Source organism: Pseudoalteromonas sp. Ps84H-4 (assembly GCF_024124645.1).
Taxonomy (GTDB): Bacteria; Pseudomonadota; Gammaproteobacteria; order Enterobacterales; family Alteromonadaceae; genus Pseudoalteromonas; species Pseudoalteromonas lipolytica_C.
Map to the genome: position 1 here is coordinate 69,171 of NZ_JAMXSK010000011.1, position 22,788 is coordinate 91,958.

At 41.8% G+C, this 22,788-nt stretch carries 19 protein-coding genes; 8 read left to right on the forward strand and 11 right to left on the reverse strand.

Going from position 1 to position 22,788, the window contains the following annotated elements:
* Positions 1-90: 90 nt before the first annotated feature.
* From NH454_RS11320 to NH454_RS11330, 3 genes are all read left to right on the forward strand, one after another.
* Positions 91-2,007: an ATP-dependent DNA helicase gene (locus NH454_RS11320; protein WP_135926415.1), complete on the forward strand. Its 1,917-nt coding sequence runs from the start codon at positions 91-93 to the stop codon at positions 2,005-2,007.
* 10 nt (positions 2,008-2,017) lie between these two features.
* Positions 2,018-2,710, forward strand: coding sequence for a tRNA (adenosine(37)-N6)-threonylcarbamoyltransferase complex dimerization subunit type 1 TsaB (gene tsaB, locus NH454_RS11325; protein ID WP_135926416.1), 693 nt, complete (start codon positions 2,018-2,020; stop codon positions 2,708-2,710).
* Between the two features lie 88 nt (positions 2,711-2,798).
* Entirely contained in the window at positions 2,799-3,122 is a 324-nt protein-coding gene (locus NH454_RS11330; RefSeq protein ID WP_135926417.1) for a hypothetical protein, read from the forward strand.
* An 83-nt stretch (positions 3,123-3,205) separates the two neighbouring features.
* Here the strand turns inward: NH454_RS11330 and NH454_RS11335 are convergent, their stop codons facing one another.
* Positions 3,206-4,495 (reverse strand): alkaline phosphatase, encoded by a 1,290-nt coding sequence (locus NH454_RS11335; RefSeq protein ID WP_063707462.1) that lies wholly within the window; start codon positions 4,493-4,495, stop codon positions 3,206-3,208.
* Positions 4,496-4,605: 110 nt separating this feature from the next.
* On the opposite strand from NH454_RS11335, the gene NH454_RS11340 reads away from it, so the two are divergent.
* The 3 genes from NH454_RS11340 (at position 4,606) to rnd (ending at position 8,416) form a co-directional block, all read left to right on the forward strand.
* On the forward strand, positions 4,606-5,457 hold the full coding sequence (locus NH454_RS11340; protein WP_253039122.1) for an alpha/beta hydrolase: 852 nt from the start codon (positions 4,606-4,608) through the stop codon (positions 5,455-5,457).
* A 118-nt stretch (positions 5,458-5,575) separates the two neighbouring features.
* Positions 5,576-7,237, forward strand: a complete 1,662-nt coding sequence (gene fadD / locus NH454_RS11345; RefSeq protein WP_135926420.1) for a long-chain-fatty-acid--CoA ligase FadD — start codon at positions 5,576-5,578, stop codon at positions 7,235-7,237.
* A 48-nt stretch (positions 7,238-7,285) separates the two neighbouring features.
* Positions 7,286-8,416 (forward strand): ribonuclease D, encoded by a 1,131-nt coding sequence (rnd, locus tag NH454_RS11350; protein ID WP_138557684.1) that lies wholly within the window; start codon positions 7,286-7,288, stop codon positions 8,414-8,416.
* 22 nt (positions 8,417-8,438) lie between these two features.
* On the opposite strand, the gene NH454_RS11355 is transcribed toward rnd, so the two are convergent.
* From NH454_RS11355 to NH454_RS11390, 8 genes are all read right to left on the reverse strand, one after another.
* Positions 8,439-8,891: a hypothetical protein gene (locus NH454_RS11355; RefSeq protein ID WP_138557683.1), complete on the reverse strand. Its 453-nt coding sequence runs from the start codon at positions 8,889-8,891 to the stop codon at positions 8,439-8,441.
* A gap of 536 nt (positions 8,892-9,427) precedes the next feature.
* Positions 9,428-10,258 (reverse strand): sugar phosphate isomerase/epimerase, encoded by an 831-nt coding sequence (locus NH454_RS11360; protein WP_253039123.1) that lies wholly within the window; start codon positions 10,256-10,258, stop codon positions 9,428-9,430.
* Positions 10,259-10,331: 73 nt separating this feature from the next.
* Positions 10,332-11,087: a gluconate 2-dehydrogenase subunit 3 family protein gene (locus NH454_RS11365; protein ID WP_253039124.1), complete on the reverse strand. Its 756-nt coding sequence runs from the start codon at positions 11,085-11,087 to the stop codon at positions 10,332-10,334.
* A 2-nt stretch (positions 11,088-11,089) separates the two neighbouring features.
* Positions 11,090-12,769 (reverse strand): GMC family oxidoreductase, encoded by a 1,680-nt coding sequence (locus tag NH454_RS11370; RefSeq protein ID WP_054552037.1) that lies wholly within the window; start codon positions 12,767-12,769, stop codon positions 11,090-11,092.
* Between the two features lies 1 nt (position 12,770).
* Positions 12,771-13,463: a DUF1080 domain-containing protein gene (locus NH454_RS11375; protein ID WP_054552038.1), complete on the reverse strand. Its 693-nt coding sequence runs from the start codon at positions 13,461-13,463 to the stop codon at positions 12,771-12,773.
* A gap of 24 nt (positions 13,464-13,487) precedes the next feature.
* Complete coding sequence (locus tag NH454_RS11380; protein WP_253039125.1) at positions 13,488-14,708, reverse strand: MFS transporter; 1,221 nt, start codon at positions 14,706-14,708, stop codon at positions 13,488-13,490.
* 34 nt (positions 14,709-14,742) lie between these two features.
* Positions 14,743-15,795: a sugar phosphate isomerase/epimerase family protein gene (locus NH454_RS11385; RefSeq protein ID WP_253039126.1), complete on the reverse strand. Its 1,053-nt coding sequence runs from the start codon at positions 15,793-15,795 to the stop codon at positions 14,743-14,745.
* 6 nt (positions 15,796-15,801) lie between these two features.
* Positions 15,802-16,962, reverse strand: a complete 1,161-nt coding sequence (locus NH454_RS11390; RefSeq protein WP_253039127.1) for a Gfo/Idh/MocA family oxidoreductase — start codon at positions 16,960-16,962, stop codon at positions 15,802-15,804.
* Between the two features lie 162 nt (positions 16,963-17,124).
* On the opposite strand from NH454_RS11390, the gene NH454_RS11395 reads away from it, so the two are divergent.
* A complete protein-coding gene (locus NH454_RS11395; protein WP_135926429.1) occupies positions 17,125-17,850 on the forward strand; it encodes an AraC family transcriptional regulator in 726 nt (241 codons plus the stop codon).
* Here NH454_RS11395 and NH454_RS11400 read toward each other — a convergent pair.
* Entirely contained in the window at positions 17,847-18,707 is an 861-nt protein-coding gene (locus tag NH454_RS11400) for a BadF/BadG/BcrA/BcrD ATPase family protein (RefSeq protein ID WP_253039128.1), read from the reverse strand. The two genes, NH454_RS11395 and NH454_RS11400, sit on opposite strands and share 4 nt — an antisense overlap.
* A gap of 2 nt (positions 18,708-18,709) precedes the next feature.
* Entirely contained in the window at positions 18,710-19,438 is a 729-nt protein-coding gene (locus NH454_RS11405) for a copper homeostasis protein CutC (protein WP_253039129.1), read from the reverse strand.
* 554 nt (positions 19,439-19,992) lie between these two features.
* Here NH454_RS11405 and NH454_RS11410 point away from each other — a divergent pair.
* On the forward strand, positions 19,993-22,782 hold the full coding sequence (locus NH454_RS11410) for a TonB-dependent receptor (RefSeq protein WP_253039130.1): 2,790 nt from the start codon (positions 19,993-19,995) through the stop codon (positions 22,780-22,782).
* Positions 22,783-22,788 lie beyond the last annotated feature (6 nt).

The window sequence follows — 22,788 nt, forward strand, 5'->3', positions numbered from 1 at the left end:
TACTTTTAACCATGAGGAAGCCTTGCTTCCTCATTTAGTCTTGCCCTTGGCAAGTCAGTTACGTAAAATCTGCCCATCACTTTTAATCTATTGGCGAAGTTTATCAAACAACTTTTCAGTGCCACTGGCCCCCTTGCACTTTCTCTTGATGGATATACTCCTCGGCAGCCACAAATTGACATGGCTGTTGCAGTTGACGATGCCTTAAAAAAACGTCACCAATTAGTGGTTGAGGCGGGCACAGGCACGGGTAAAACCTATGCTTACTTAGCGCCTGCGTTAAAATCAAAAGGCAAAACCATCATCTCAACGGGTTCAAAAGCACTGCAAGAGCAGTTATTTCACCGTGATTTACCCAATTTAGTCAAAGCACTGAGCGCCACTAAAAAAGTTGCCCTTTTAAAAGGCCGCGCGAATTATTTGTGTACGTATCGTTTAAGTCAGCATGTTGCGCATGTGCCAACAGATGATCCTGATGTAATGCATCAACTCGCGATGGTGGCAAAGTTTGCAAGCGAAACCCGTTCCGGCGATTTAGCAGATTGTATAGGCATAGAAGAAGACGCCAAAGTACTGCCTTATGTTAGCTCAACTGCTGATAACTGTTTGGGTAAAGAGTGCCCCGATTTTCAAGACTGTTATATTCGCAAAGCGCGCTTAAACGCCATGGAAGCTGATGTGGTGGTGATCAACCATCATTTGTTTTTTGCTGATATGGCCGTGAAAGACACGGGTTTTGCTGAATTAATGCCTACCGCAGACGCCTATATTTTTGATGAGGCGCATCAGCTTAGTGAAATTGCCAGTGACTATTTTGGTGAAAGTGTTAGCACTAAAAAGCTGGTGGATTTAATTAATGACTTACGAGCAATATACCGTGCAGATATCCCGGATATGCTGCAATTAGGTAAAACCCTCAACAAGTTAGAAACCAGCGTAGCAGATTTACGCTTACAGTTTGGGGTTGATGGTAGCCGTGGTGATTGGCGTGAAAAGCTGGCCGATAAAGAGATTTGTGCAGCACTGCACCGAGTAATTAGCGACCTCGACTTTTTATACCAAGTATTAAAGTTATGCTTAGACCGTAGCGAAAAAATAGAGCATCCATTTGAGCGTACATTGGCCTTTAAAGGTCAGTTAGAGCGGGTATTTGATACCGCACAAACGGGCTATAGTTATTGGTACGAAACCACTCGCCGATACCTAACGGTAAACATTACACCGCTTAATGTATCGGCTAAATTCGCTCAAATGATGAAAGACACGGGAGCTGGCTTTGTGTTTACATCGGCCACTTTATCGGTCGATAACGACTTAGCGCACTTTAACGCCAGCCTTGGCTTAAAACCAGCGCAAAGCATGATTGTTGAAAGTCCGTTTGATTATCAACAACAAGCACTACTTTGCTTACCGCGCTACTTACCTGAGTCTCATGCTAATAATATGCCCCATGCTATTATTAAGTTGACCCTTGAGTTGATAAAATCAGCAAAAGGTCGCTGCTTTGTGCTATTTACTAGCTATCGTATGATGCACTTAGTGGCTGAAGGTTTAACCACACAAATGGATTATCCGGTTTATATGCAAGGGCAAATGTCTAAACGCATTATCCTTGAGAAGTTTACCCGTCACGGTAATGCCGTTTTACTCGGCACAGCCTCATTTTGGGAAGGCGTAGATGTTAGAGGCAGCACATTAAGTTGTGTTATCATTGACAAATTGCCGTTTGCCGCACCAGATGACCCTTTATTGCAAGCAAAAATGCAAGATTGCCAGCTGCAAGGTAAAGACCCATTTGCGCATATTCAATTACCCCAAGCGGTGATTGCATTAAAGCAAGGGGTAGGGCGACTTATTCGCGATAGTAAAGATAAAGGTGTGCTGGTTATTTGCGATAACCGCTTAGTAACACGCCATTACGGCCAAGTATTTTTAAAAAGTTTGCCACCCATGCGCCGCACACGCGATTTAGCAATGGCAAACGCGTTTTTAGAACAGATCAATTAGAGTAACTTAGATGATTAAACACAATATTCTTGCCTTAGATGCATCAACTGAAGCGTTGTCGCTGGTGCTACATTATCAAGGGCAAACATTTCATCATTTTGAAGAGTGCCCACAGCAGCACAGCCAAAAGATTTTGCCTTTAATTGATGAGTTACTCGCAAAGGCTCAATGTAAATTAACCGACTTAGATGTCATTGGTTTTGGTCAAGGACCGGGTAGCTTTACGGGCGTGCGCATCAGTGTTGCAATTGCTCAAGGTTTAGCTTATGCCGCACGTTTACCTTTGGTTGGCGTATCAACATTGCAGATGATGGCGCAACAAGCATTTGAACAACACCAAGCAAGTGATGTGTTTTCTGCGATTGATGCGCGTATGGGTGAGATTTATTTCGCTCACTACAAAGCAGATGATAATGGCTTAATGCTACTTGTTGATGAAGAGCAAGTTATTAAACCTGAGTTGCTAACGCTACCTGAAACAGCAGCAACTGCGGTAGGTACTGGCTGGCAGACCTATCCTTCGCTTGTTTCAGAACTTGCAAATGTAAGTTTAAATGAAACTATTTTACTGCCTGATGCGAAATACATGCTGGCCTCGGTTGCAACGGCTTTTGCTAACGGTGAAACAGTGACAGCAGCCAATGCACAGCCTAAATATGTTCGTGATACAGTGACTTGGAAAAAGCTACCAGGCCGAGAGTAACTGAGATATTAACTGAGAGAATAACGAGACTTGCGTGCTTGTCAGTTATGGCACATAATTTAGTCATGTTTGATGTGGAATTACGAGTTTGACTTTACCAATTGGCTCAGGCTTTTATACCGGTGACATTCCCGGTCAATATAGCCGTAAAAATACTGTTACAGATAAGCCTAAGGCGATATCAGACCAAACGGCTGAGCAAAAATCGTCAACCGAATATGTTAAATCGAGCCCTCAAGCAGTTGCTATTGCTGATGAGTTTAAAGCTGAGTCGCAAAACTATCAGCAAACAATTTATGACAAACCAAGTAACCCAAAAATCAGCCGGGCAATTTCAACCTACACGGAATTTGCTAACTTAGAGCGCCGCGCCGAAGTGCAAAGCCTCATTGGTGTTGATGTATATGCTTAGTTAATTGCTAATACTGAATTCACAAAAAAAAGCCTAAACAAAATGTTTAGGCTTTTTTATGTTTGGACAGTATTCAATATAAATTACTGTTTAATAAAATCAATCAGCTTGTCGGCAATCGCAGTATTGTTTTGCGAACCGTAGAAATCTTCAGCACGTTTACCATAGGCAAATACTTGCACATCAATAGCGGTGTGGCCGCCAGTAGTCCAACCGGTGAAGCTGGCATGATTGATGATATCTTTTACAGCTAGTAGTAGTGCTTTCTCGCCCATTTTCTTAGCTTCGCTTAGCTTAATGCTGTTAGCATCAGTGAATTCGATATCAGAATACTTTTGCCATACTGCTTTTAAGTCATCGCTTTCAAGTAGATCTTTTGTGATAGTGCCAGCTGTTGCTTTAACACCTTTAATCACGTCAGTTTCCCACTTATATTGACCATGAGCACCAAGTGTTAAGCCACCTGTTGAGTGGTCGGCAGTGATAACAAGCAGAGTATCAGGGTTTTTATCTACATACGCTTTTGCTTGTTCAATCGATTTAGCAAAGTCGTCCATTTCGCCCATTGCACATGCGATGTCGTTTGCATGACCACACCAGTCAATTTGGCTACCTTCGATCATCACAAAAAAACCTTTGTCGTTTTGACCATCCAGTAAATCAAGTGCTTTAGTTGTCATTTGCGTAAGGCGCGTTGGATTTTCGTCAAGCGCAAACGGTAAACCTACTTCAGCGAATAAACCAAGTGCAGGAACTTGTTTTAAGTCACTCATTGCTGCGAAGTCATCGCTGTATTGATAACCTGCAGCTTTAAACTCCTCAACTAGATTACGGTCTTCACGAACATAATATTTAGTGCCGCCACCTAACATTAAATCAACCGGTAATTTACCTGCGATTTTGTTATCGATATAGTCGTTAGCAATCTCGTCGTAGTTGCGGCGTGATTCGTTGTGCGAAGCAAAGCTTGCTGGTGTGGCATGATTGATTTGCGAAGTAGCTACGAGTGCTGTTGTCATACCGCGTTCTTTTGCAACTTCAAGCATGGTTTTTACTGGTTTTTTATCAGTATCAACGGCAATTGCGCCATTATAACTTTTATGGCCACTGCTCAGTGCTGTTGCACCTGCTGCGCTGTCTGTTACATAGGTATGATCATCAGGGTAGGTATGTGCCATACCACGTAAAATAGTATCGAAAACAGTTGGGTCAACAACTTTAGTATTTGGATCATCTTTAAAGTAACGATATGCAGTTGTGTACGCCGGGCCCATACCATCACCAATCATATAAATGATATTTTTTGGTGCTGATTCAGCCATTACTGAGCCTGCTGAGCATAATAATGCTAAAAGACTTAATTTTAATTTCATTGATGTAACCTTATTATTGTGCCCTTATTTATACTGCGGGGATTATTGTATACTAGCCAGACGATAAATAAACGCCTTTAAGTTGAAACGCTTAATAAATAGGAGCAATTGTGCAACCTTTTTCTTTTCAAACTGGCACTCAGGCAATGCATGGCCTAACCTTTGGTCATGGCGAAGAAGTTGTGATTGCCTTACATGGTTGGCTTGATAACGCACATAGTTACATACCTATGTTACAAAATGTGCAGCTTAATCAGCGTTGGTATTGTCTCGATTTTCCTGGCCATGGTTTATCTGAGTGGCGAAGTAGTGATGCCCACTATTACTTTATTGACTATATTGATGACGTATATAAGTTTATTGAGTCACTTGATGTAACGAAAGTGCATTTAGTTGGCCACTCAATGGGGGCCATGGTTGCTGGGGTTTTTGCCAGCTGTTTTCCTGAAAAGGTAGCAACGGTAAATTTTATTGAAGGAATAGGCTGCGTTACAACAAACAGTAATGAAGTGAGCAGCCAACTTCGTAAAGCAATTTTAAATAGAGCGCGGGTAAACACTAAAGGGCCACGTGCATTTGACTCAATAGCGCACATTATTAGTGCAAGGCTTGCAAGTGGTGATCTTGAATACCCACAAGCTGAGCTATTAATGACACGCAATAGTTACGAAAAAGCAGGGAAGTGGTATTTAACAACCGATCCAAAGCTTAAAAATCACTCAGGATTTCGCTTTGATGAGGCACAATGTATTGCAACCATCAAACAAATAAACGCACCATGTCAGCTTATCTTAGGGGATAAGGGGTATCCTTTTGTGAAAGATAACCTAGAGGCATATGGTAAATATTACAAGGAGTTAAAAATTCATGAGATACCTGGAGGTCACCATTGCCATATGCAAAGTCCTGCATTAACCTTAGAGCACATTCATGCATTTATTGGGCAGTATAAAGCAAGTTAATTGTATAATTGCACCAAATGTGGGATTATCTGCACCATTAGAGTATTTACTCCATTGAGAAACGGCCTTAGTTAGATTAAGGTTATTAAAAAAATATAATTATAAACAGGAGCTAAGAGTGGAAAAAATCTGGCTTAAACGCTACCCAGAAGGTATGCCTGAAACAATCGACCCTGAGCATTATCACTCGCTACTCGACTTGTTTGAAAAAAGTTTTGCTGACTATAGTGACCTTCCAGCCTTTACCAACATGGGTAAAGTGTTGACCTATAGTGAGTTAGACAGTGCTACAAAACGTGTTGCGTCGTACATTCAAAATGATCTTGGTCTGAAAAAAGGCGATAAAGTAGCGGTTATGATGCCGAACCTACTGCAAACGCCTGTGACTATTCTAGGTGTTCTTCGTGCAGGCTGTGTAGTGGTAAACGTAAACCCACTTTACACGGTGCGTGAATTAGAGCATCAACTAAATGACTCTGAATCATCAGCAATTTTCATTCTTGCTAATTTTGCAGATACTCTAGAAAAGGCTTTACCAAAAACCAACGTTAAGCACATCGTGGTTACCCAAGTAGGTGACATGGTGGGTGGTCTTAAAAAGCACATCGTTAACTTTGTGGTTAAGCACATTAAAAAAATGGTGCCTAGCTACTCATTGCCAAATGCAATTAAATTTGCAGATGCACTTGCTGGGAACGAAGCAACCTACAAAAAGCCTGATGTTGATTTAAACGACCTAGCATTTTTACAATACACTGGTGGTACTACGGGTGTATCTAAAGGTGCAATGCTATCGCATGGCAACATGGTAGGTAACCTTGAGCAAGTATCGGGCTGCTTAGATAACGTGCTTGAGCGTGGCAAAGAAGTCGTTATCACGGCACTGCCGCTTTATCATATCTTTGCTTTAACAGCTAACTGCCTAACATTTATGAAATATGGTGGTTTAAATGTACTTATTACAAACCCACGCGATATGCCGGGTTTTGTAAAAGAGTTAGCACAACACAAATTTACTGCGGTAACGGGTGTAAATACCTTATTTAATGGTTTACTAAATACCCCGGGTTTTGCTGAACTTGATTTCTCAAGCTTAAAAATGTCACTTGGCGGTGGTATGGCGGTACAGCGTCCAGTTGCTGAAAAATGGCAAGCTGTAACTAAAACCAAATTAATGGAAGGTTATGGTTTAACTGAGTGCGCACCACTTGTAACTGTAAGCCCATATGATCTTGATGGTTATAACGGCTCAATTGGTTTACCAGCACCAAGTACTGACATTAAACTAATGCTTGAAAACGGCGAAGAAGCAGCGAAAGGTGAGCCAGGCGAGCTTTGGGTTAAAGGCCCACAAGTTATGCAAGGTTACTATAACCGTCCAGATGCAACAGCCGAATGCTTAAAAGACGGTTGGTTTGCAACCGGTGATATTGCAACTTACGATGATGAAGGCTTCTTCTACATTGTTGATCGTAAGAAAGACATGATTATCGTATCTGGCTTTAATGTATTCCCTAATGAGATTGAAGAAGTTGTCGCAATGCACGATGGTGTGCTTGAAGTAGCTGCTATCGGTGTCCCGCATGAAGTAAGTGGCGAGCAAGTTAAAGTTTTTGTCGTGAAAAAAGATCAATCTTTAACTGAAAAAGATATAATAAAGCATTGTCGTGATAATTTAACGAACTATAAGGTGCCTAAACTCGTTGAGTTTAGAGATGAATTACCAAAAACCAACGTTGGTAAGATTCTTAGAAGAGCCTTAAAGGACGAAGAGAAATAATAAAAGCCGGCATTAGCCGGCTTTTTTATGTGAAACAAAGGGGTGTAAGTGCAATACCAACTGATCGAAACGCAAAATCAGTTAAATGATTTTGTAGAAAAAATAATAGGAAAACCAGTATTAGCAATTGATACTGAGTTTATGCGCCGCCGCACCCTGTACCCTGAAGTTGCACTTATTCAAGTATATGATGGTGAGCATTTAGCGTTAATCGACCCACTGGCAGAGTTATCGCTCTATGATTTTTGGCAAGTACTTAAAAACCCAGAGGTGTTAAAAGTACTGCATTCACCGTCAGAAGATATTGAAGTGTTTCAAAAGTACGCTGGCTTTGTACCAACACCGCTATTTGATACCCAATTTGCATTGCAAATTTTAGGTCATGGTAACTGCATGGGCTTTGCGCATATGGTCAAAGAGTTACTAGATATCGAAATTGATAAAAGTGAATCGCGCACTAATTGGTTGCAGCGCCCGCTTACAGAAAAACAGCTAGATTATGCCGCTGCCGATACCTTTCATTTACTCCCATGCTTTGAAATTATTAAAAAACAAATTGATGAAGCAGGCTTTTTTGACATTGTGATCAGCGAAAGCGAGTTAGTCGCGCAAAAACGTGCTTATCAAACACCTGCAGAGCAGCTTTACAAAGACATTAAAAATGCTTGGCAGTTACGACCGCATGATTTAGCGGTATTACGTGAACTTGCTAAGTGGCGCCGTGAAAAGGCAGAGCGCAAAAATCTTGCTCTTAACTTTGTGTTAAAAGAACATAATTTGGTTGAAATAGCTAAACGTAAACCAGTAAGTCTTAATGCACTTCGCCGCGTTCCGGGTGTTGAGCCAATGGAAGTAAACCGTTCTGGTGTTGAAATTTTAAAATGCATCGAACTGGGTAAAGCGGTTGCGCCAGAAGAGCAACCAGCACAACTTAAACGACTTATTGATTTTCCGGCATACAAAAAAGCCGCTAAAGATATAAAACAAAAAATTACCAAAGCTGCTAAAGCAAATGGAATCCCAGAAGATGTGCTTGCATCTAAAAAGCAAATCAATCAATTGATTAGTTGGAATTGGAAGCTAGATGCACAAGAGCGTAAAGACAGTTCAAAACCCGACTTATTAAACTCGTGGCGTTATGAGCTTGTAAAAGACACCCTTAAAGAGTGGGATAACTAAAAATTTGGCTCTAAGCAATTACTCAGAGCTTAGAGCCATAAAATTTGTCGCGTTTATTACTTACTTGCAGCCATTGTAATAGGTTGTAATCGTATCGTTTTAATCTGTGCATTTGTTTTGATGTTAAACAATAAAAAGGAGCAAATATAATAAACCTAGGACCTATTATAAATATGCAACTTAAACCACATTTTGAGTAATGCTGAATCAGTTTTATTTCTTGCGCTGCAATGTAGTGGTGCCCCCAAATTGAATGATAATAAATACCGTGTCGGCAAACAGTAAGAGCATGTTTGCAGTTAATTGCTAGAAAGAACAAAACCAGCGCGATAAAAAAGCACAGCGCAGCGATTAGCTCATAAATAATATGCTGTGGAGAAAAAAGCTTTAACAACATCAATGTGAAAAACAATAATAAGGCTAAAAAAGAATAAACCTTTTTTTCTGACCTTTTCTTAAGATTTAGAACTTTCATACTCATCCTTTGAGATTTTTATAGCTTAATGCTACCTCTCCAAGAATTTAAAGCAATCTGCCAAAAAAATGAAAATAGGGACAAGTGTTCAGCTTTTATTATTATTTTTTTATCTATGTTTTTTACTAGGAATGATGAATAATATATTTTTAATCAATATATTATGTGGTTGTGAGGGCTGTTTTATAGCCGCTTTGAAACAACTTGAAATTGACCAAAGGTCAGAGCAGGTTAATGCAAAAAAAGTGAATAATGTTATTTATAGATAACTTAATATCAGCTTATTATAAGTACCAATTAAACTTACTATACTGAAAAATAAAGGATGCTTCGTTATTGCTTACAATAAAGTGAATAGTAAGTAATATGGCATGCAACGAATAGCTGCATGCCTATTTAACCGACACAGACGAATAAAAAAACGTATTTTATAAGTATAAAAAACAAACAGTGTCAGTATTGATTTCTTAGGTTTTTAGTATGAAATTCACTTACTTTTAAACAAACAATTAATTCAGACTAGAGATCAAAATCAATTACTTATTTAATAAAATCTTATCCAGATTTTGTTTTGATTTCGCAACGCTTTGTAGCGGTGTTAGTCCACTTGGGTATTCTTCTTGCTCCAGCACTAACCACTTGGTGTTGCCGTGCGACTCTAAAGTGTCGATGATGGCAGGCCAATCAATGTTGTTTTCGCCGATAATCGGGCTCATGTTGCTACCTTCAATCGTACGTACTTTGATGTGCGTAGCAAGTGTGCGGTTAGGGTACTGTTTAATGAAGTAAATTGGATCTTTAGCTGCGTAATTGACCCAGCCAATATCTAACTGCAATGGCATGGTCTTGGGTGTGTTACTGGCAATATAATCCCAAAATGTTGCGTTATTAAATGCATTAAACTCTTTATTATGATTGTGAAAACCGATCTTCATATTAAAGCGAGTTGCATAATCACTAACTTTAGTGAGCTGTTTAACCAGTGACTTAACCCCTTCAGGATGCCATGCTCGCTCATCCCAAGGTACATAGAGTGTTGTAACACCAAGGGTTTTGTAAAACAGTAGGGTGCTATCAATAGTGCTTTCGGTGAGAGCATCAAAGCCGATGTGGGCACTACTGGCAACTAAACCTAATTCAGAGAGCTTTGCTTTTAAGGCCGCAGGGTTATCAGAATAAGGGCCAAAATCTTCGGCAAACTCAACGCCGTCAAATCCCATTTCGGCAAGTGATTTAAGCGTACCATGAAAGTCATTTTTTAAGGTGTCTTTGACTGACCACAATTGCACACTCACTGGCAGTTTTGCGAATAATTGACCACTAAATACAAGGCTAATAATGAGCAATAAAATGCGGGTTTTAAACATACTTAAATCCTAAAAAAGCAGGGGAGTGACCCCCTGCATTAAATTGTGTTATTAAACAACACAAGGGGGAAAGTTAATCGGTATAGGCGTACTCGCTTAGACCAAGCTCAGCTAAAACCTGATCTAAATGGGCTTTTGCTTCATCTGAAGGCCCTGGGTAATCACCAGCAATAGGAACATTGCCTAAGTAGCCTATGTCTTTACAGCCTTCTGGCGTACAGAAAAAAGCTGCCAGCACTAATTCTTTAAAGCGTAAAAAAGCTTTACCAATACGCTGAAATTGCGCAGGTGTTTGCTCGTTTAAAAATGCAATATCGTCTAAAATCGCACGATGTTGCTTTTCGTTAAGTGCAACAAATTGCTTTTTAAAACGAAGCTGCGCTTCATCTTTAAGCCACGCTAGTGAGTTTAAAATTTTAATTCTATCGCGTTGTTGGCCTTCATAAGGCGCGCTCACCCACTCATTAATAACCGCCGGTACTTCTAGCTCACTGGCTGAAGGAATAGCGCCTTCGCGTGGCACAATGTAATCAGCTAATAATGCTACTAACGTAAGCTCGTCTGCGGTTAAGGTTAGTGGCCAAGGTGATTCTGGTGGCATCACCAAATTAGGGTCTTGACCATAGCCTTTAGCGGTCACAGGCTTAATATCTAAATCAGGCCAATGCTCTTTTGCAGAGACTGCACCGTCATCTTCAAGTGCTTTTGTGCAACCTGCAGTTAAACCAACCGCTGAGCCCGCAGCTAATAGACCAAGCCATTTTAAAGACTCACGGCGGCTCATGTTAGAAACATAGTTATATGAGTCATTTTCGTTACGATGATGCATAATTAAAGTACCCCGTTATCAATTTGTTGAGCAAGCCAAGTTGAATTACGCATTGCCAGTGTCATGATGGTGAGCGTACAGTTTTTATGAGGGTTAGAAGCAAATACGCCCGCATCCATTACAAATAGGTTATTACAATCCCATGTTTGACCCCATTGATTGGTTACTGAGTCTTTCTTCGAGCTACCCATTCGTGTGGTGCCCACTTCGTGAATGATTTCGCCACCTTTTGAAATTGCCTTTTCAGCAGGCGGGAGTTCGCCAACGGTCGCACCCATGTTTTCTAGGATTTGTTTCGCGGTTTTTAAACCATGTTCGATTTGCTTTAACTCTCTGTCAGACCACTTAAAGTGAAACTTTGATACCGGAATACCCCATTTGTCTTTAACGTTTTCGTCAATTTCCATGTAGGTATCTTTGTTCGGTAGCATCTCGCCACGTAGGGCAAAGCCAACGTAAGAGCCATATGCATCACGAATTTGTTGTTTAAGGGCAGGGCCATAACCTTGTTTATCACCCGACACACCCGAGCCCGGCTGACCAAAGCCACTGCCAATTTCAAAGTGATAACCACGTGGAAAATCTAATTCATTGTTAGCTTGTGCTTGATGACCCCACCAAGGAATAAATAAATGGTTAGCGGTATGTCCATCTTCGTTATAACGCGGGCGACCTTTAAGTGCCGGAATTTGCGCACCTAACCATGCACCCGTCGAATCCATTAAATTTCGACCTACTTGGCCACTTGAATTAGCAAGGCCTTTCGGGTGCTTTTTATTCTTTGAGTTTAATAAAATACGTGCTGATTCACAGGCGCTGGCGGCTAAGATAACCACATCGGCATCAATAGCGTGTTCGGTTACTGTGTGTTTATCAACATAAGTGACGCCAGTGACTTTACCTTGCTCATCAACCTTAACTGACTTAACCATAGCATCGGTAATGACTTTTAAGTTTCCGGTGGCTTTTGCCATTGGCAGTAATGATGTCGTAGTTTGGAAAGCAGCACCAATTGAGCAACCAGAGCCACAAGGTGTTGCATAAAAACACGCCATGCGATCATCTTTCGGGCGAGTTAATACCGCGCGATGCATCGGCACTGCTTGAATGCCCATTTTCTTTGCAGAAGCGGCAATTAGAAGTTCAGGCACACGCGGTTTTGGTGGCGGCTGTAAAATACCCGGTGATGAATCTGGCATATCTTCATGGCCTGTATTAGTGCCACATACGCCAACAAGCTCTTCTGTTTTATCGTACCAAGGTGCTAAATCAGCGTATTCAAATGGCCAGTCGGCACCGTGACCATCACGGCTTTTACCTTTAAAATCGTGCTCACTAAAGCGTAATGAATAGCGGCCCCAGTGGTTTGTTCGACCACCTAACATACGTGCGCGCCACCAATAAAAGTCGCTACCTTTGGCGCTGGTGTATGGCTCATCAGGTACTTGCCAGCCGCCATCAACGGTTGCATCATAAAAGCCAAAGTTTTTGTCTTTGTTACCTGCACCCATAAGCGGGGCTTCGCTGTTACGACGAAACATTGGGCTTTCTGTTTTCGGGTCATAATTACGGCCCGCTTCAAGTAATAACACTTTGTGACCGAGTTTAGTTAGCGTATAAGCGGCCATTGCACCGCCAGCACCAGAGCCAACAACTAATACCTTATGTTTAAAATCAGACATCTTATAGCTCCTTGATTTTTATATTTTTAAACCACACTTTGTCACCGTGGTCTTGAAGCCCAATATGACCTTGCTCAGCCGTTGCAAAGTTTTTCCAAGTTGCAAACTTACTGCCTTTAACAAGGGTATTCCATGTTGTACTACCAATCACAATGCTGGTGGTGCTAATACCGTTTTGCCAAACTTGCAAGTGGTTGTCTTGCATTTTAATGCGCACATGATTCCAGCTATTTGCTGGCTTGTGAGCCGCAACTGGCGCAGCAAATAAATCGTAAATCGAACCTGCTAAGTGCGAGTCAATTTCGGTATCTGGATGCTCTTCGTTATCAATAATTTGAATTTCAGGCGCATGAGAGTAAATCATCTGTCCGGTTTCATCAGCCAATACAAAAATACCGCTATTGCCTTTGGTAGAGATTTTCCAATCAATCTGTAATTCAAAGTTTTGGTATTGCTTTTTAGTAAGCAGATCACCGCCACCTTTGGTTAATGTCATAGCGCCATCTTCAACGACCCATGCAGGATTTAAAGATTCGCTTTTAAAGTTACGCCACTGCGACATATCTTTGCCGTCAAACAATAACTGCCAGCCAGCTTGCTTTTCTTGTTGTGTAAGCTGATTATCAGCCGCATTAGCGAGTGCACAGCTACTAACGGTGAGCATTAAAGTCAGTGCTTTAAGAGATTTAAACATGGTGTTCCTCGACGATTTACTTGCTTAAGACGCACATTTTTCGGTGCGTTTGTTGTTATTAATTACTAGATGCAACCCAATGAATGCGACGATTAAAATAATTGGGAAGATCAGTAGGTTTTGTAATACAGCCTGTCCGGCTAAAATTTCAATTTGTTCAGCGTTTGCGCCACTTGCCTGTGCCGATGAGCGTGCGGTATCTATCCAGCTACCAATTACAGGGTTCCAGATGCTCATAGCAAACATGCCTGCACCGCCCATTAACGACATACCCAGCGCCCCTGACTTTGGAATATATTCAGCAACGCAGCCAAGCATGGTCGGCCAAAAATAGGTAACGCCAAGTGCAAACAGCATCGCTGCCAGATAAATCATGCTGCCCTCGGCCTGACTCATCATAAAAATCCCCAAACTTGCACAAATGGCAGAGCCAAGTAACACACCGGTAGGATTAAGCCTATGTACAATTGGGCCTGCAAAGAAGCGACCAACAGCCATTAAGCCGGTGATCAAGGCTAACACCACCATAGGAGAGGCGCCTGAAGACCCTAAAATACGCTCAATCCATTGCTGTGTGCCAAACTCAGTGGTTGCGGTGAATGTCATGCAGGCAATTAAAAAGATGTATAACGGCGTGAATAAGTGGCGAATATTGCTGCTAGTTGAGTGAGTACGTGTATCAAAGCGTGGAAACTGCGCTTTGATCAGCATAGCGCCATAAATAACCGTAGGAACTAAAATTAAAGCCACTTGCCATTGCCAGTTTAAACCCGCTCCCGACATAAAATTCGACGCAAGTGCGCCAATCACAATGCCACCAGGGAACCAAACATGAAAACGGTTTAGCATAGTGGTGGTATTTTTAGGGTACATTTCTGCAATCAGTGGATTACAGCCCGCTTCAACAGCCCCGTTGGCAAAACCAATCAAAAAGGTAGAAACCAGTAAGCCCCAAAAACCATCAGCAGTGATAGTTAAAACAAGACCAAGTAAATGACAAATAAACGCTAAAGCCACTAATTTCTTAGCGCCAATGGCATTATAAATAATACCGCCGACCATAGTCGCAACGGGAAAACCTAAAAATGCCATGGCATTAACCCAACCTAGTTCGGTATCGGTTAAGCCAAACTCACTGCCAAGTTGACCCAAAATACCAGCACGAATGGCAAAGGTCATAGAGGTCACAATCAGTGCTATACAGCAAAGCCGAAAGACTATGCGGTTATAATTATTGTTGTCCATATTGTGTGTCCTGTGTGTTCAATTGTTGTCGGTTTTATAAACCTAAAATTCGATTATTACGCTCAGTGTTTGTTGCGCCACTGGCAAAATCGTCAAAGGCTTTGTCTGTTGGGTTTATCAAGTGTGCTTTAATAAACTCAGCGCCTTCTCTTGCCCCATCTTCTGGGTGCTTTAAGCAACATTCCCATTCAAGTACAGCCCAACCATCAAAACCATATTGAGTTAACTTGCTAAAGATTTGCTTAAAATCTACTTGGCCATCACCTAAAGAACGAAAACGCCCCGGTCGGTCTTGCCAGTTCTGAAATCCGCCATAAACACCTGAGCGGCCATTTGCGATAAATTCGGCATCTTTGACATGAAACGCCTTAATGCGTGAATGATAGATATCGATAAACGCTAAATAGTCGAGCTGTTGCAATACAAAATGGCTCGGATCATAAAGAATATTAACGCGTGGGTGATTATTGGTTGCTGCTAAAAAGCGCTCAAATGTCACACCATCATGTAGGTCTTCACCCGGATGCAATTCATAACACACGTCCACGCCATACTCGTCAAAGCAATCTAAAATGGGTAACCAGCGCTTAGCAAGTTCACTAAAGCCTTGTTCAACAAGCCCTTGTGGACGCTGTGGCCACGGGTAAAAGGTATGCCATAAAAAAGAACCCGAGAAAGTCGCATGGGTGGTTAAGCCAAGGTTGTTACTCGCTTTCGCAGCTAGCATTAGTTGTTCTGTTGCCCATTTGGTACGCGAAGCAGGGTTACCTTTTACATGTTCTGCGGCAAAGTTATCGAACATTTCATCGTAGGCAGGGTGTACAGCAATTAGCTGACCTTGCAAATGCGTTGATAACTCTGAAATTGTAAGTCCATACTCTGTGGCAATACCAGTGACTTCATCGCAGTATTGCTGGCTTTGAGCTGCTTTTTCTAAATCGAAAATGTCTGGGGTTGAGGTTGGCACTTGAATCGCTTTGTAACCTAAACCGCTTGCCCACTCACATAAACCTTTAAAGTTATTGAAGGGGGCTTGCTCTGAAATAAACTGCGCCAAAAAAATTGCTGGCCCTTTGATTTTATTCATTCTTTATTATCCAATCTGTAATTTGTGCCATTTAGTGTCTTGTTTTGAAGAAGCTACAACGTGCTCAATAAACGCCATACCGCGCACGGCATCTTTAATGCCTGGTACATCAAATGCAGAATTTGTCGCGTTGTCGCCTTGCTTAAATGCATGAATTTGCGCTGCAAAATTGCGGTAAATATTGGCGAATGCTTCAAGGTAGCCCTCTGGGTGACCGGCAGGGGTGCGTAGGGCATTTTGAGTGTCAGGGTGTAATTCACCCACGCCAGCTCTTAGTAACGTAGCGGCTTGATTGTGGCCTCTTAGCCATAAGCTATTAGGCTCAAGTTGCGACCATTCAAGACTAGCTTTATCGCCATAAACACGCAGGCGTAAATTGTTTTCATCGCCAATAGAAATTTGGCTTGCCAGTAAAACGCCCTTACAACCATTATTGAATCTAAGTAGCACGGTGCCATCATCATCAAGGGCTCGGCCTTCAACCACATGATTTAAATCGGCGCAAAGCTCGGTGATTTCGAGATCAGAAACATACTCAGCTAAGTTAGCAGCATGCACGCCAATATCGCCCATACAACAACTAATGCCAGACTTACTGGTGTCTAAACGCCAGCTCGCTTGTTTTGAACCTTCGTCTTCGCTGTGCGCTAACCAACCTTGGGTGTACTCAACAATCACTTTTCGTATGGTGCCAAGCTCACCAGCTTTAACGCGATGCTTGGCTTCTTTTACCATTGGGTAACCGGTATAAGTGTGGGTCAGTCCATATAAAACTTGCTGTTTTGCAATAATGCTTTGTAATTGCTCTGCTTCTGCGAGAGTGAGTGTTGCAGGTTTATCTGATAACACATGAAAGCCGTGCTCAAGCGCCATTTTCGCGACAGGAAAATGCAAATGGTTTGGCGTGACAATAGCCACAAAGTCGATACGCTCATCAGCGGGTAATTTTGCTTCTTCGGTAAATAGTGTCTGGTAACTGTCGTAGCAGCGGCTGCTATCAAGTCCAAGTAGTTCGCCGGTTGCTTTACATTTGTTTGCGTCTGAACTGAATGCGCCTGCAACAAGCTCTATCATTCCGTCTAATCGCGCTGCAATTCGATGAATAGCGCCAATAAAGGCTCCATCGCCACCGCCTACCATTGCCATGCGGATCTTAGCTTTGCTCATCTTAAGCGCTCCTAATTTAAATAGCGTCGGCTACTGTTAATATCATGTTATTGATAATAGGAAAGCTTAAGCGATAAGCGCTAATAAAAATTCGGTTGACAATGCAACAAAATCGGCGTTTAAAATATATAGGATTGTTCTTTATAGAGACAAATTAAAGCGATGGATATTCAAGAAATAATTAAAAAAGCTGGCGTAAATCAGCTGATTGCTGCATTTGATTTACTGCCAGATATCCTCTTTTGGGTAAAAGATACAGATAGTAGAATCGTGCATTGTAATCAGCATTTTATTGAGCATCAGGGTTATAAAACACTGGAGCAAATATTGCTAAAAACTGACTTTGATTTTTCGCCAAAGCACCTCGCGTTTCAGTACGTCAATGATGATAAACGGGTGATGGAAGGCTACATAGTAACTGACCGTTTAGAGCTAAACCAAACCCAACAAGGTGAACTTGGTTGGTTTTCTACATCAAAGCATGCTTTAAAAGATCACGATGGTAATGTGATTGGCACCTATGGGGTGACCCGACATTTACAAAAAACCTCAAAAGCGCTTTCTCATGTCAGGGCAATTGAAGAGCCGGTAAAATTTATTCGTGAGCATTTTCATCGTCAGATCAGCATTGATGAATTGGCAGAGCTTGCACACTTGTCGGTGAGCGCTTTAGAGCGTCGTTTTAAAAAGCACTTAGCAAAAACACCTAATCAATTTATTAACGAAGTGCGTCTCGAAAATGCCCGTAAACTGCTTATCGAAACGCGACTGCCCATTTCACAAGTCGCTTATCAGTGCGGGTTTTCTGAACCGAGTTACTTCAGCAAACAATTTCGGCGTTTGTTTGGTGAAATACCTTCGCAAATGCGTGAACAATTAGACGATTAAATTGCCTCTCTCGCCATTAGAATAGCCCCTTGCTCAGCACTGGCAAGGGCAGGGGTTAAACGCGCTTTACTGGCATTAGGTAAGTAAGGGGTGATGGCACTGGCAATGCCGCCCATCAAGCTGACTTTTGTAATACCTTGTTTTTCAAAGTAAGTGATATAGCGCGCAATGAATGCACAAGCTTCACTGATTAATTGCTGACAAAAAGCGTCGTCTGAATGACTAAAAACAAGCGGCGCAAATTTGGCAAGTTCAGCAGGGCGAGCCGATATTAAACGTTGACTTAACGCTTGGCTCGAGTGGCAGTTAAGCTGGGTGAGCAGGGCATCTACAGCCGCTGAACTTTTTTCAACACCATCAAGAACTTCAAATGCGTTTCGGCAAAGTTGTAAACCTAACCAACCACCACTGGCACCATCGCTCAGTAATAAACCATAACCCCCTAATTCGCTAAATTGGTTTTGCAGCTGGTAACCCGCACAAAAGCCCGTACCAAGAATAATCACCGCACCATCATGGTGTTGATGAGCGCCTTTACAGGCAATTAGCATGTCTGTTGAGAGGGTAAACTTGGCAAAAGGGTGCTGCCACTTGGTCATAGCTTGGTAAGCTGAGTCGATATTAGCTCCGGCAAGTCCTGCATGCACATAAGTATTTTTTAGCTCGCTTAGGACAAGCCCGGCCTCATGAAAAGCATGTTCAGTCGCGTGGAGTATTGATTCTTGGCTTTGTTGGCAGCTGGTGGCCACGTTTGCAGAGCCACTTATAGCTTCGCTGAGTAGAGTGCCGTTTTCGTTTTCTAAACGGACTTTACACTTACTGCCACCACCATCAATTCCTAAAAAATACATTGCCATGCTTAATCCTTTGAAAGAAGCTTATTGATAGCCTCAACGTTAATTGCACCGTTTTCGTTATGCACACATGAGTGTACATGCACAGCTGCATGTGCTGAATGATTTTCTATTAATTGCCAAAGAGCTTCCGCGTTTTCTAAAGTAACGCCACCACCCATAACAATTTCTATTTGATTAGCGCTGTGCGCTAAGTATGTGTTGAGCAGCTTGTAGCCATCTACGGCACTTTGGCCGCTTTGCCACGGCGTGCCTGCTGTTAATACGCGGTCAACTCCTAAGCTAATGAGTTTATCAAGTGCGCTTAACGAGTTTGTTAGGGTATCGAATGCACGGTGAAAGGTCACCATCAGGCCATGCTGTTTGGCTGTGGCAACTAAAGAGCGGGTCACCTCTAAATCAAGTTTGCCGTGTTTTACTGCACCAAATACCACCCCGTGCGCCTCCGCATTCGCTGCCATTATTATTTGTTTTTCCATTAATTTTTGACAATTAGCACTAACAAAAAAATTACCAGCGTCAGGGCGGATCATCACCACTAATTCTGCGTTATTGGTTAGGCTTTTTACAGCACAGTTAATCGCATTTACACTTGGTGTTAGGCCACCTAGGTGTAAATTACTGCATAGCTCAAAACGGCTTACACCTAAGTTGCCAGCCATTAAAACATTGTTTGTCAGCTGCTTTGTGTCTGTTTCATTTAAGCAGACTTCAAGAATTTTACCATTGCTCATTGTTATTTGTTTGCCATGTTTATTACACCAGCTTTAAAGTATCTATTTAAGAACCATAATGATAGTATTGTTTCTGTTAGTATTTTAATTATAAATCAGTGGTTTATTATTTAGTTCCTATTTTAAATGCAAGTGTTTTTGACTCTATAAACTTGTGATTCACTATAAAACATAAATTACAAAAAATAAGGTAAAATATTCTTAACGCCGATTTTGTCATATCTGTCACCGAATTTTTATTATCACTTTTTGACCACCTCCCCCTATTCTGAGTTTGAGTTTAACAAGCTGTTAACTACCAAAAATCAGTTTAAAAACCGACAACAATAAATCGTTTTTTGAGAGGTTATACCAATTCGCTTAATTAAATGTTCTATTTTGAGGCAAGAAAACCTTGTTGATAACAAGGCAAAAATTTCGTTATTTAGTTGTTCTAAATCAGAAATTTTTAACGCAGGTATCGACAGGTTTAATCCCTCAAAATGACTAAGTATTATTGCGGGTTGGTATTGAAGCCTCATAAACAAAAACCGAACACACAACTGGAGATAGGCATGGGCAAGCAAACTGTAATAAAAACAAAAGGACAGGGACGGCATTTCAAGCGTAATGCAATTTTGATTTCGCTACTGGCTGCAGTTAATACAAGTTACGCGGCAGAGCAAGTAAATGATGATGTAGAAGTGATTGAGGTACGTGGTATTCGTTCTTCAACCGCAGAAAACTTAGCAATAAAACGACTTTCAGCTGCAACTGTCGATGCAATTACAGCAGAGGATATTGGTAAATTTCCTGATAAAAATGTCGCTGATTCATTGCAACGTGTATCGGGCGTTTTGATTGACCGCGATGGTGGCGAAGGTAGCCGTGTCAGTATTCGTGGTACGTCACCTGATTGGACACTTACCCAATTAAACGGTAACTATATCGCTTCATCAGGTTCTGGTACTCCTACCCGTAGTTTTAATTACACGCTATTGCCATCAAGCATGATCAAAAGTGTAGAAGTATACAAAAGTGCTGAAGCTCGCATTGATGAAGGCGGTATTGGTGGTACAGTTATTTTACACACCCGTAAACCACTTGAAATGGAAGCAAACTCAGGGGCGTTGAGCGCTGAGGTTACTTACGATGATGTGTCTGAAGATACTAAGCCGCAAGTAAATGTGCTGTATTCATGGAAAAATGACGACGAAAACTTTGGTGTACTTGCCGGATTTACTCGTCAAGATCGCACCGTAACAACCATCACTAACAACGCCTCACACTGGCGTTTTCACTCAGATACGGTTGAAGGGGCAGAGCGCCCAGCGCTAGTAGACCAAGCAACTGGCGAAGTGTACAACAATGTGTGGGCACCACGGGCTATGAGTGTTAATAACTCAAACCAAGACCGCACACGTGATGGTTATCAAGTGGCCATTCAGTGGGCGCCAAGTGACAGACTTGACTTAAACTTTAACTATTTTGGTGCCAAGCTAGGGTATGACCAATCAGGGCAAAGCATTACTTTTGCTGAGTGGAACGATAACCACAACCCGTATTACGGTATTGTGTTAGATGGTGATACGGTGGTTGCCTATGGTAATGCTGATAACGGTTTACTGAATGACAATAACTGGGGTGATGCCGATGTAAATGGCGGTGTGCCTGTTCGTCGTGGTTTGTTATCACCGCAGTTGACAGGGCGTGAACGCTTTGGTGAGTCAAAATCAAATACCTATGATTTTGAAGGTACCTATTATGGCGATACTTACAGCGTTACATTAAAGCTTGGTCATACCGAAGCTGAAGGCGGTACTTCAAAAGAAACCTACGCTAATATTGATGCACGTTTAGGCTCAGTAAATAGCTGGTTATGGTCAATTGAAAACGGAAAACCAAGCTACGAAGTGTCGACTGATTTAGCTACCGATAAACAAGCGTACCAATATTATGATTGGTTTGATTCTTATTCATCTGAAAATGAAGACTCAGAAGATTACATTCAAACTGATGTAAAATTTGACCTAGATGGCAGCTTTTTCACCCGTGTCTATGTGGGGGCTAAATACCGCGACCACGAAATTAAAGGTATTCGTAACGACTTTCGTTGGGATGACGGTATAGCAGATAACGGTGGTTACCGTGGTTATTTACCGGGAACTGAGTGGTTCCATAATCCAGATTTTCACCCGGATGCACCAACATTGGTGAGCGACCATGTGGTTGATAACAGTGCGGGTGATACTGGTGCATTTAACTTCTTAGCGTTTGATTTTGGAGCGCTTGATAACTACTTAAAAGAGAACTTTAGCCAAACAGTCGTACCTTCACTGTCGGGTACCTATGCCCTTGAAGAGAAAATTTGGTCTGTTTACACACAAGCTGATTTTGAATGGCAAGATTTCCGCGGTAATGTTGGTGTGCGCTATGTAAATACAGAGCTTAGTACTTTGACTTACGACGAAGTCATTGGCCATGATGATAATGATACAGACCCGAATGAACGCAGTAGTGATGGCAGTGAAGTATTACCAAGCTTTAACTTAGCATGGGATGCAACCGAAGACCTTGTTGTTCGCTTTGCTGCAGCGCGCACAATGGCAAGAGTGAGTTATTCAGACTTAAGCCAAGCGGAATCATACGGACCACCAGTTAACATTAACTCACCAGATTCATGGACTGGCCGTGGTACAGGTACTTCTGTAAACACCGGGCTTGAGCCAATGCTATCTGACCAATTCGATTTAGGTATTGAATGGTATTACGATGATGGCTCTGCGCTAGGGGCAACTTTATTCTCTAAGGATATTTCTAATTTACCGATTTCATCAGTAGAAATAGTTGAGCGTGAGCACAACTGTTGTAATGGCCCAATTGAAGTTGAAATGAACACCAAAGTAGGTGGCGGTGATGCAAAATCAGAAGGCTTAGAGCTATTCTTCCAGCATTCATTTGATAATGGTTTTGGTATTTTAACCAACTATACCTACACAGATACCAGCACCAGCGAAGTATCGACTGACGGGCAAAAAACAAAGGCTGAAATTCCAGGCACCGCTAAGCACCAGTATAATGTGTCGGTGTATTTTGAGAATGACGACTTTAGTGTTCGTGCGTCATATAACTGGAAAGACGACCGTGCCAACGGTATTCACCAAGGCTACAACTTATATACCAAAGACTATGGTCAGCTAGATGTGAATGCCTCTTATAACCTTACAGAGGATTTTTCGTTTACCGCGTCAGTTGTAAACCTAACAGAAGAGTTAGAAGAAGGTTATTGGAAACAAAGTAATCGCTTTACCTATAACCAATATTCAGGCCGCCGTTTTTACCTAGGCGCAAATTATAGCTTCTAATCTTAG

Excerpts from the sequence above, each read along its gene's own strand:
- NH454_RS11385 (WP_253039126.1), bottom strand. The coding sequence starts at position 15,795 with ATGAATAAAATCAAAGGGCCAGCAATTTTTTTGGCGCAGTTTATTTCA.
- NH454_RS11390 (WP_253039127.1), bottom strand. The coding sequence starts at position 16,962 with ATGAGCAAAGCTAAGATCCGCATGGCAATGGTAGGCGGTGGCGATGGA.
- NH454_RS11380 (WP_253039125.1), bottom strand. The coding sequence starts at position 14,708 with ATGGACAACAATAATTATAACCGCATAGTCTTTCGGCTTTGCTGTATA.
- NH454_RS11370 (WP_054552037.1), bottom strand. The coding sequence starts at position 12,769 with ATGTCTGATTTTAAACATAAGGTATTAGTTGTTGGCTCTGGTGCTGGC.
- NH454_RS11410 (WP_253039130.1), top strand. The coding sequence starts at position 19,993 with ATGGGCAAGCAAACTGTAATAAAAACAAAAGGACAGGGACGGCATTTC.
- NH454_RS11365 (WP_253039124.1), bottom strand. The coding sequence starts at position 11,087 with ATGCATCATCGTAACGAAAATGACTCATATAACTATGTTTCTAACATG.
- NH454_RS11400 (WP_253039128.1), bottom strand. The coding sequence starts at position 18,707 with ATGGCAATGTATTTTTTAGGAATTGATGGTGGTGGCAGTAAGTGTAAA.
- NH454_RS11355 (WP_138557683.1), bottom strand. The coding sequence starts at position 8,891 with ATGAAAGTTCTAAATCTTAAGAAAAGGTCAGAAAAAAAGGTTTATTCT.
- NH454_RS11375 (WP_054552038.1), bottom strand. The coding sequence starts at position 13,463 with ATGTTTAAATCTCTTAAAGCACTGACTTTAATGCTCACCGTTAGTAGC.
- NH454_RS11360 (WP_253039123.1), bottom strand. The coding sequence starts at position 10,258 with ATGTTTAAAACCCGCATTTTATTGCTCATTATTAGCCTTGTATTTAGT.
- tsaB (WP_135926416.1), top strand. The coding sequence starts at position 2,018 with ATGATTAAACACAATATTCTTGCCTTAGATGCATCAACTGAAGCGTTG.
- NH454_RS11395 (WP_135926429.1), top strand. The coding sequence starts at position 17,125 with ATGGATATTCAAGAAATAATTAAAAAAGCTGGCGTAAATCAGCTGATT.
- NH454_RS11405 (WP_253039129.1), bottom strand. The coding sequence starts at position 19,438 with ATGAGCAATGGTAAAATTCTTGAAGTCTGCTTAAATGAAACAGACACA.
- NH454_RS11335 (WP_063707462.1), bottom strand. The coding sequence starts at position 4,495 with ATGAAATTAAAATTAAGTCTTTTAGCATTATTATGCTCAGCAGGCTCA.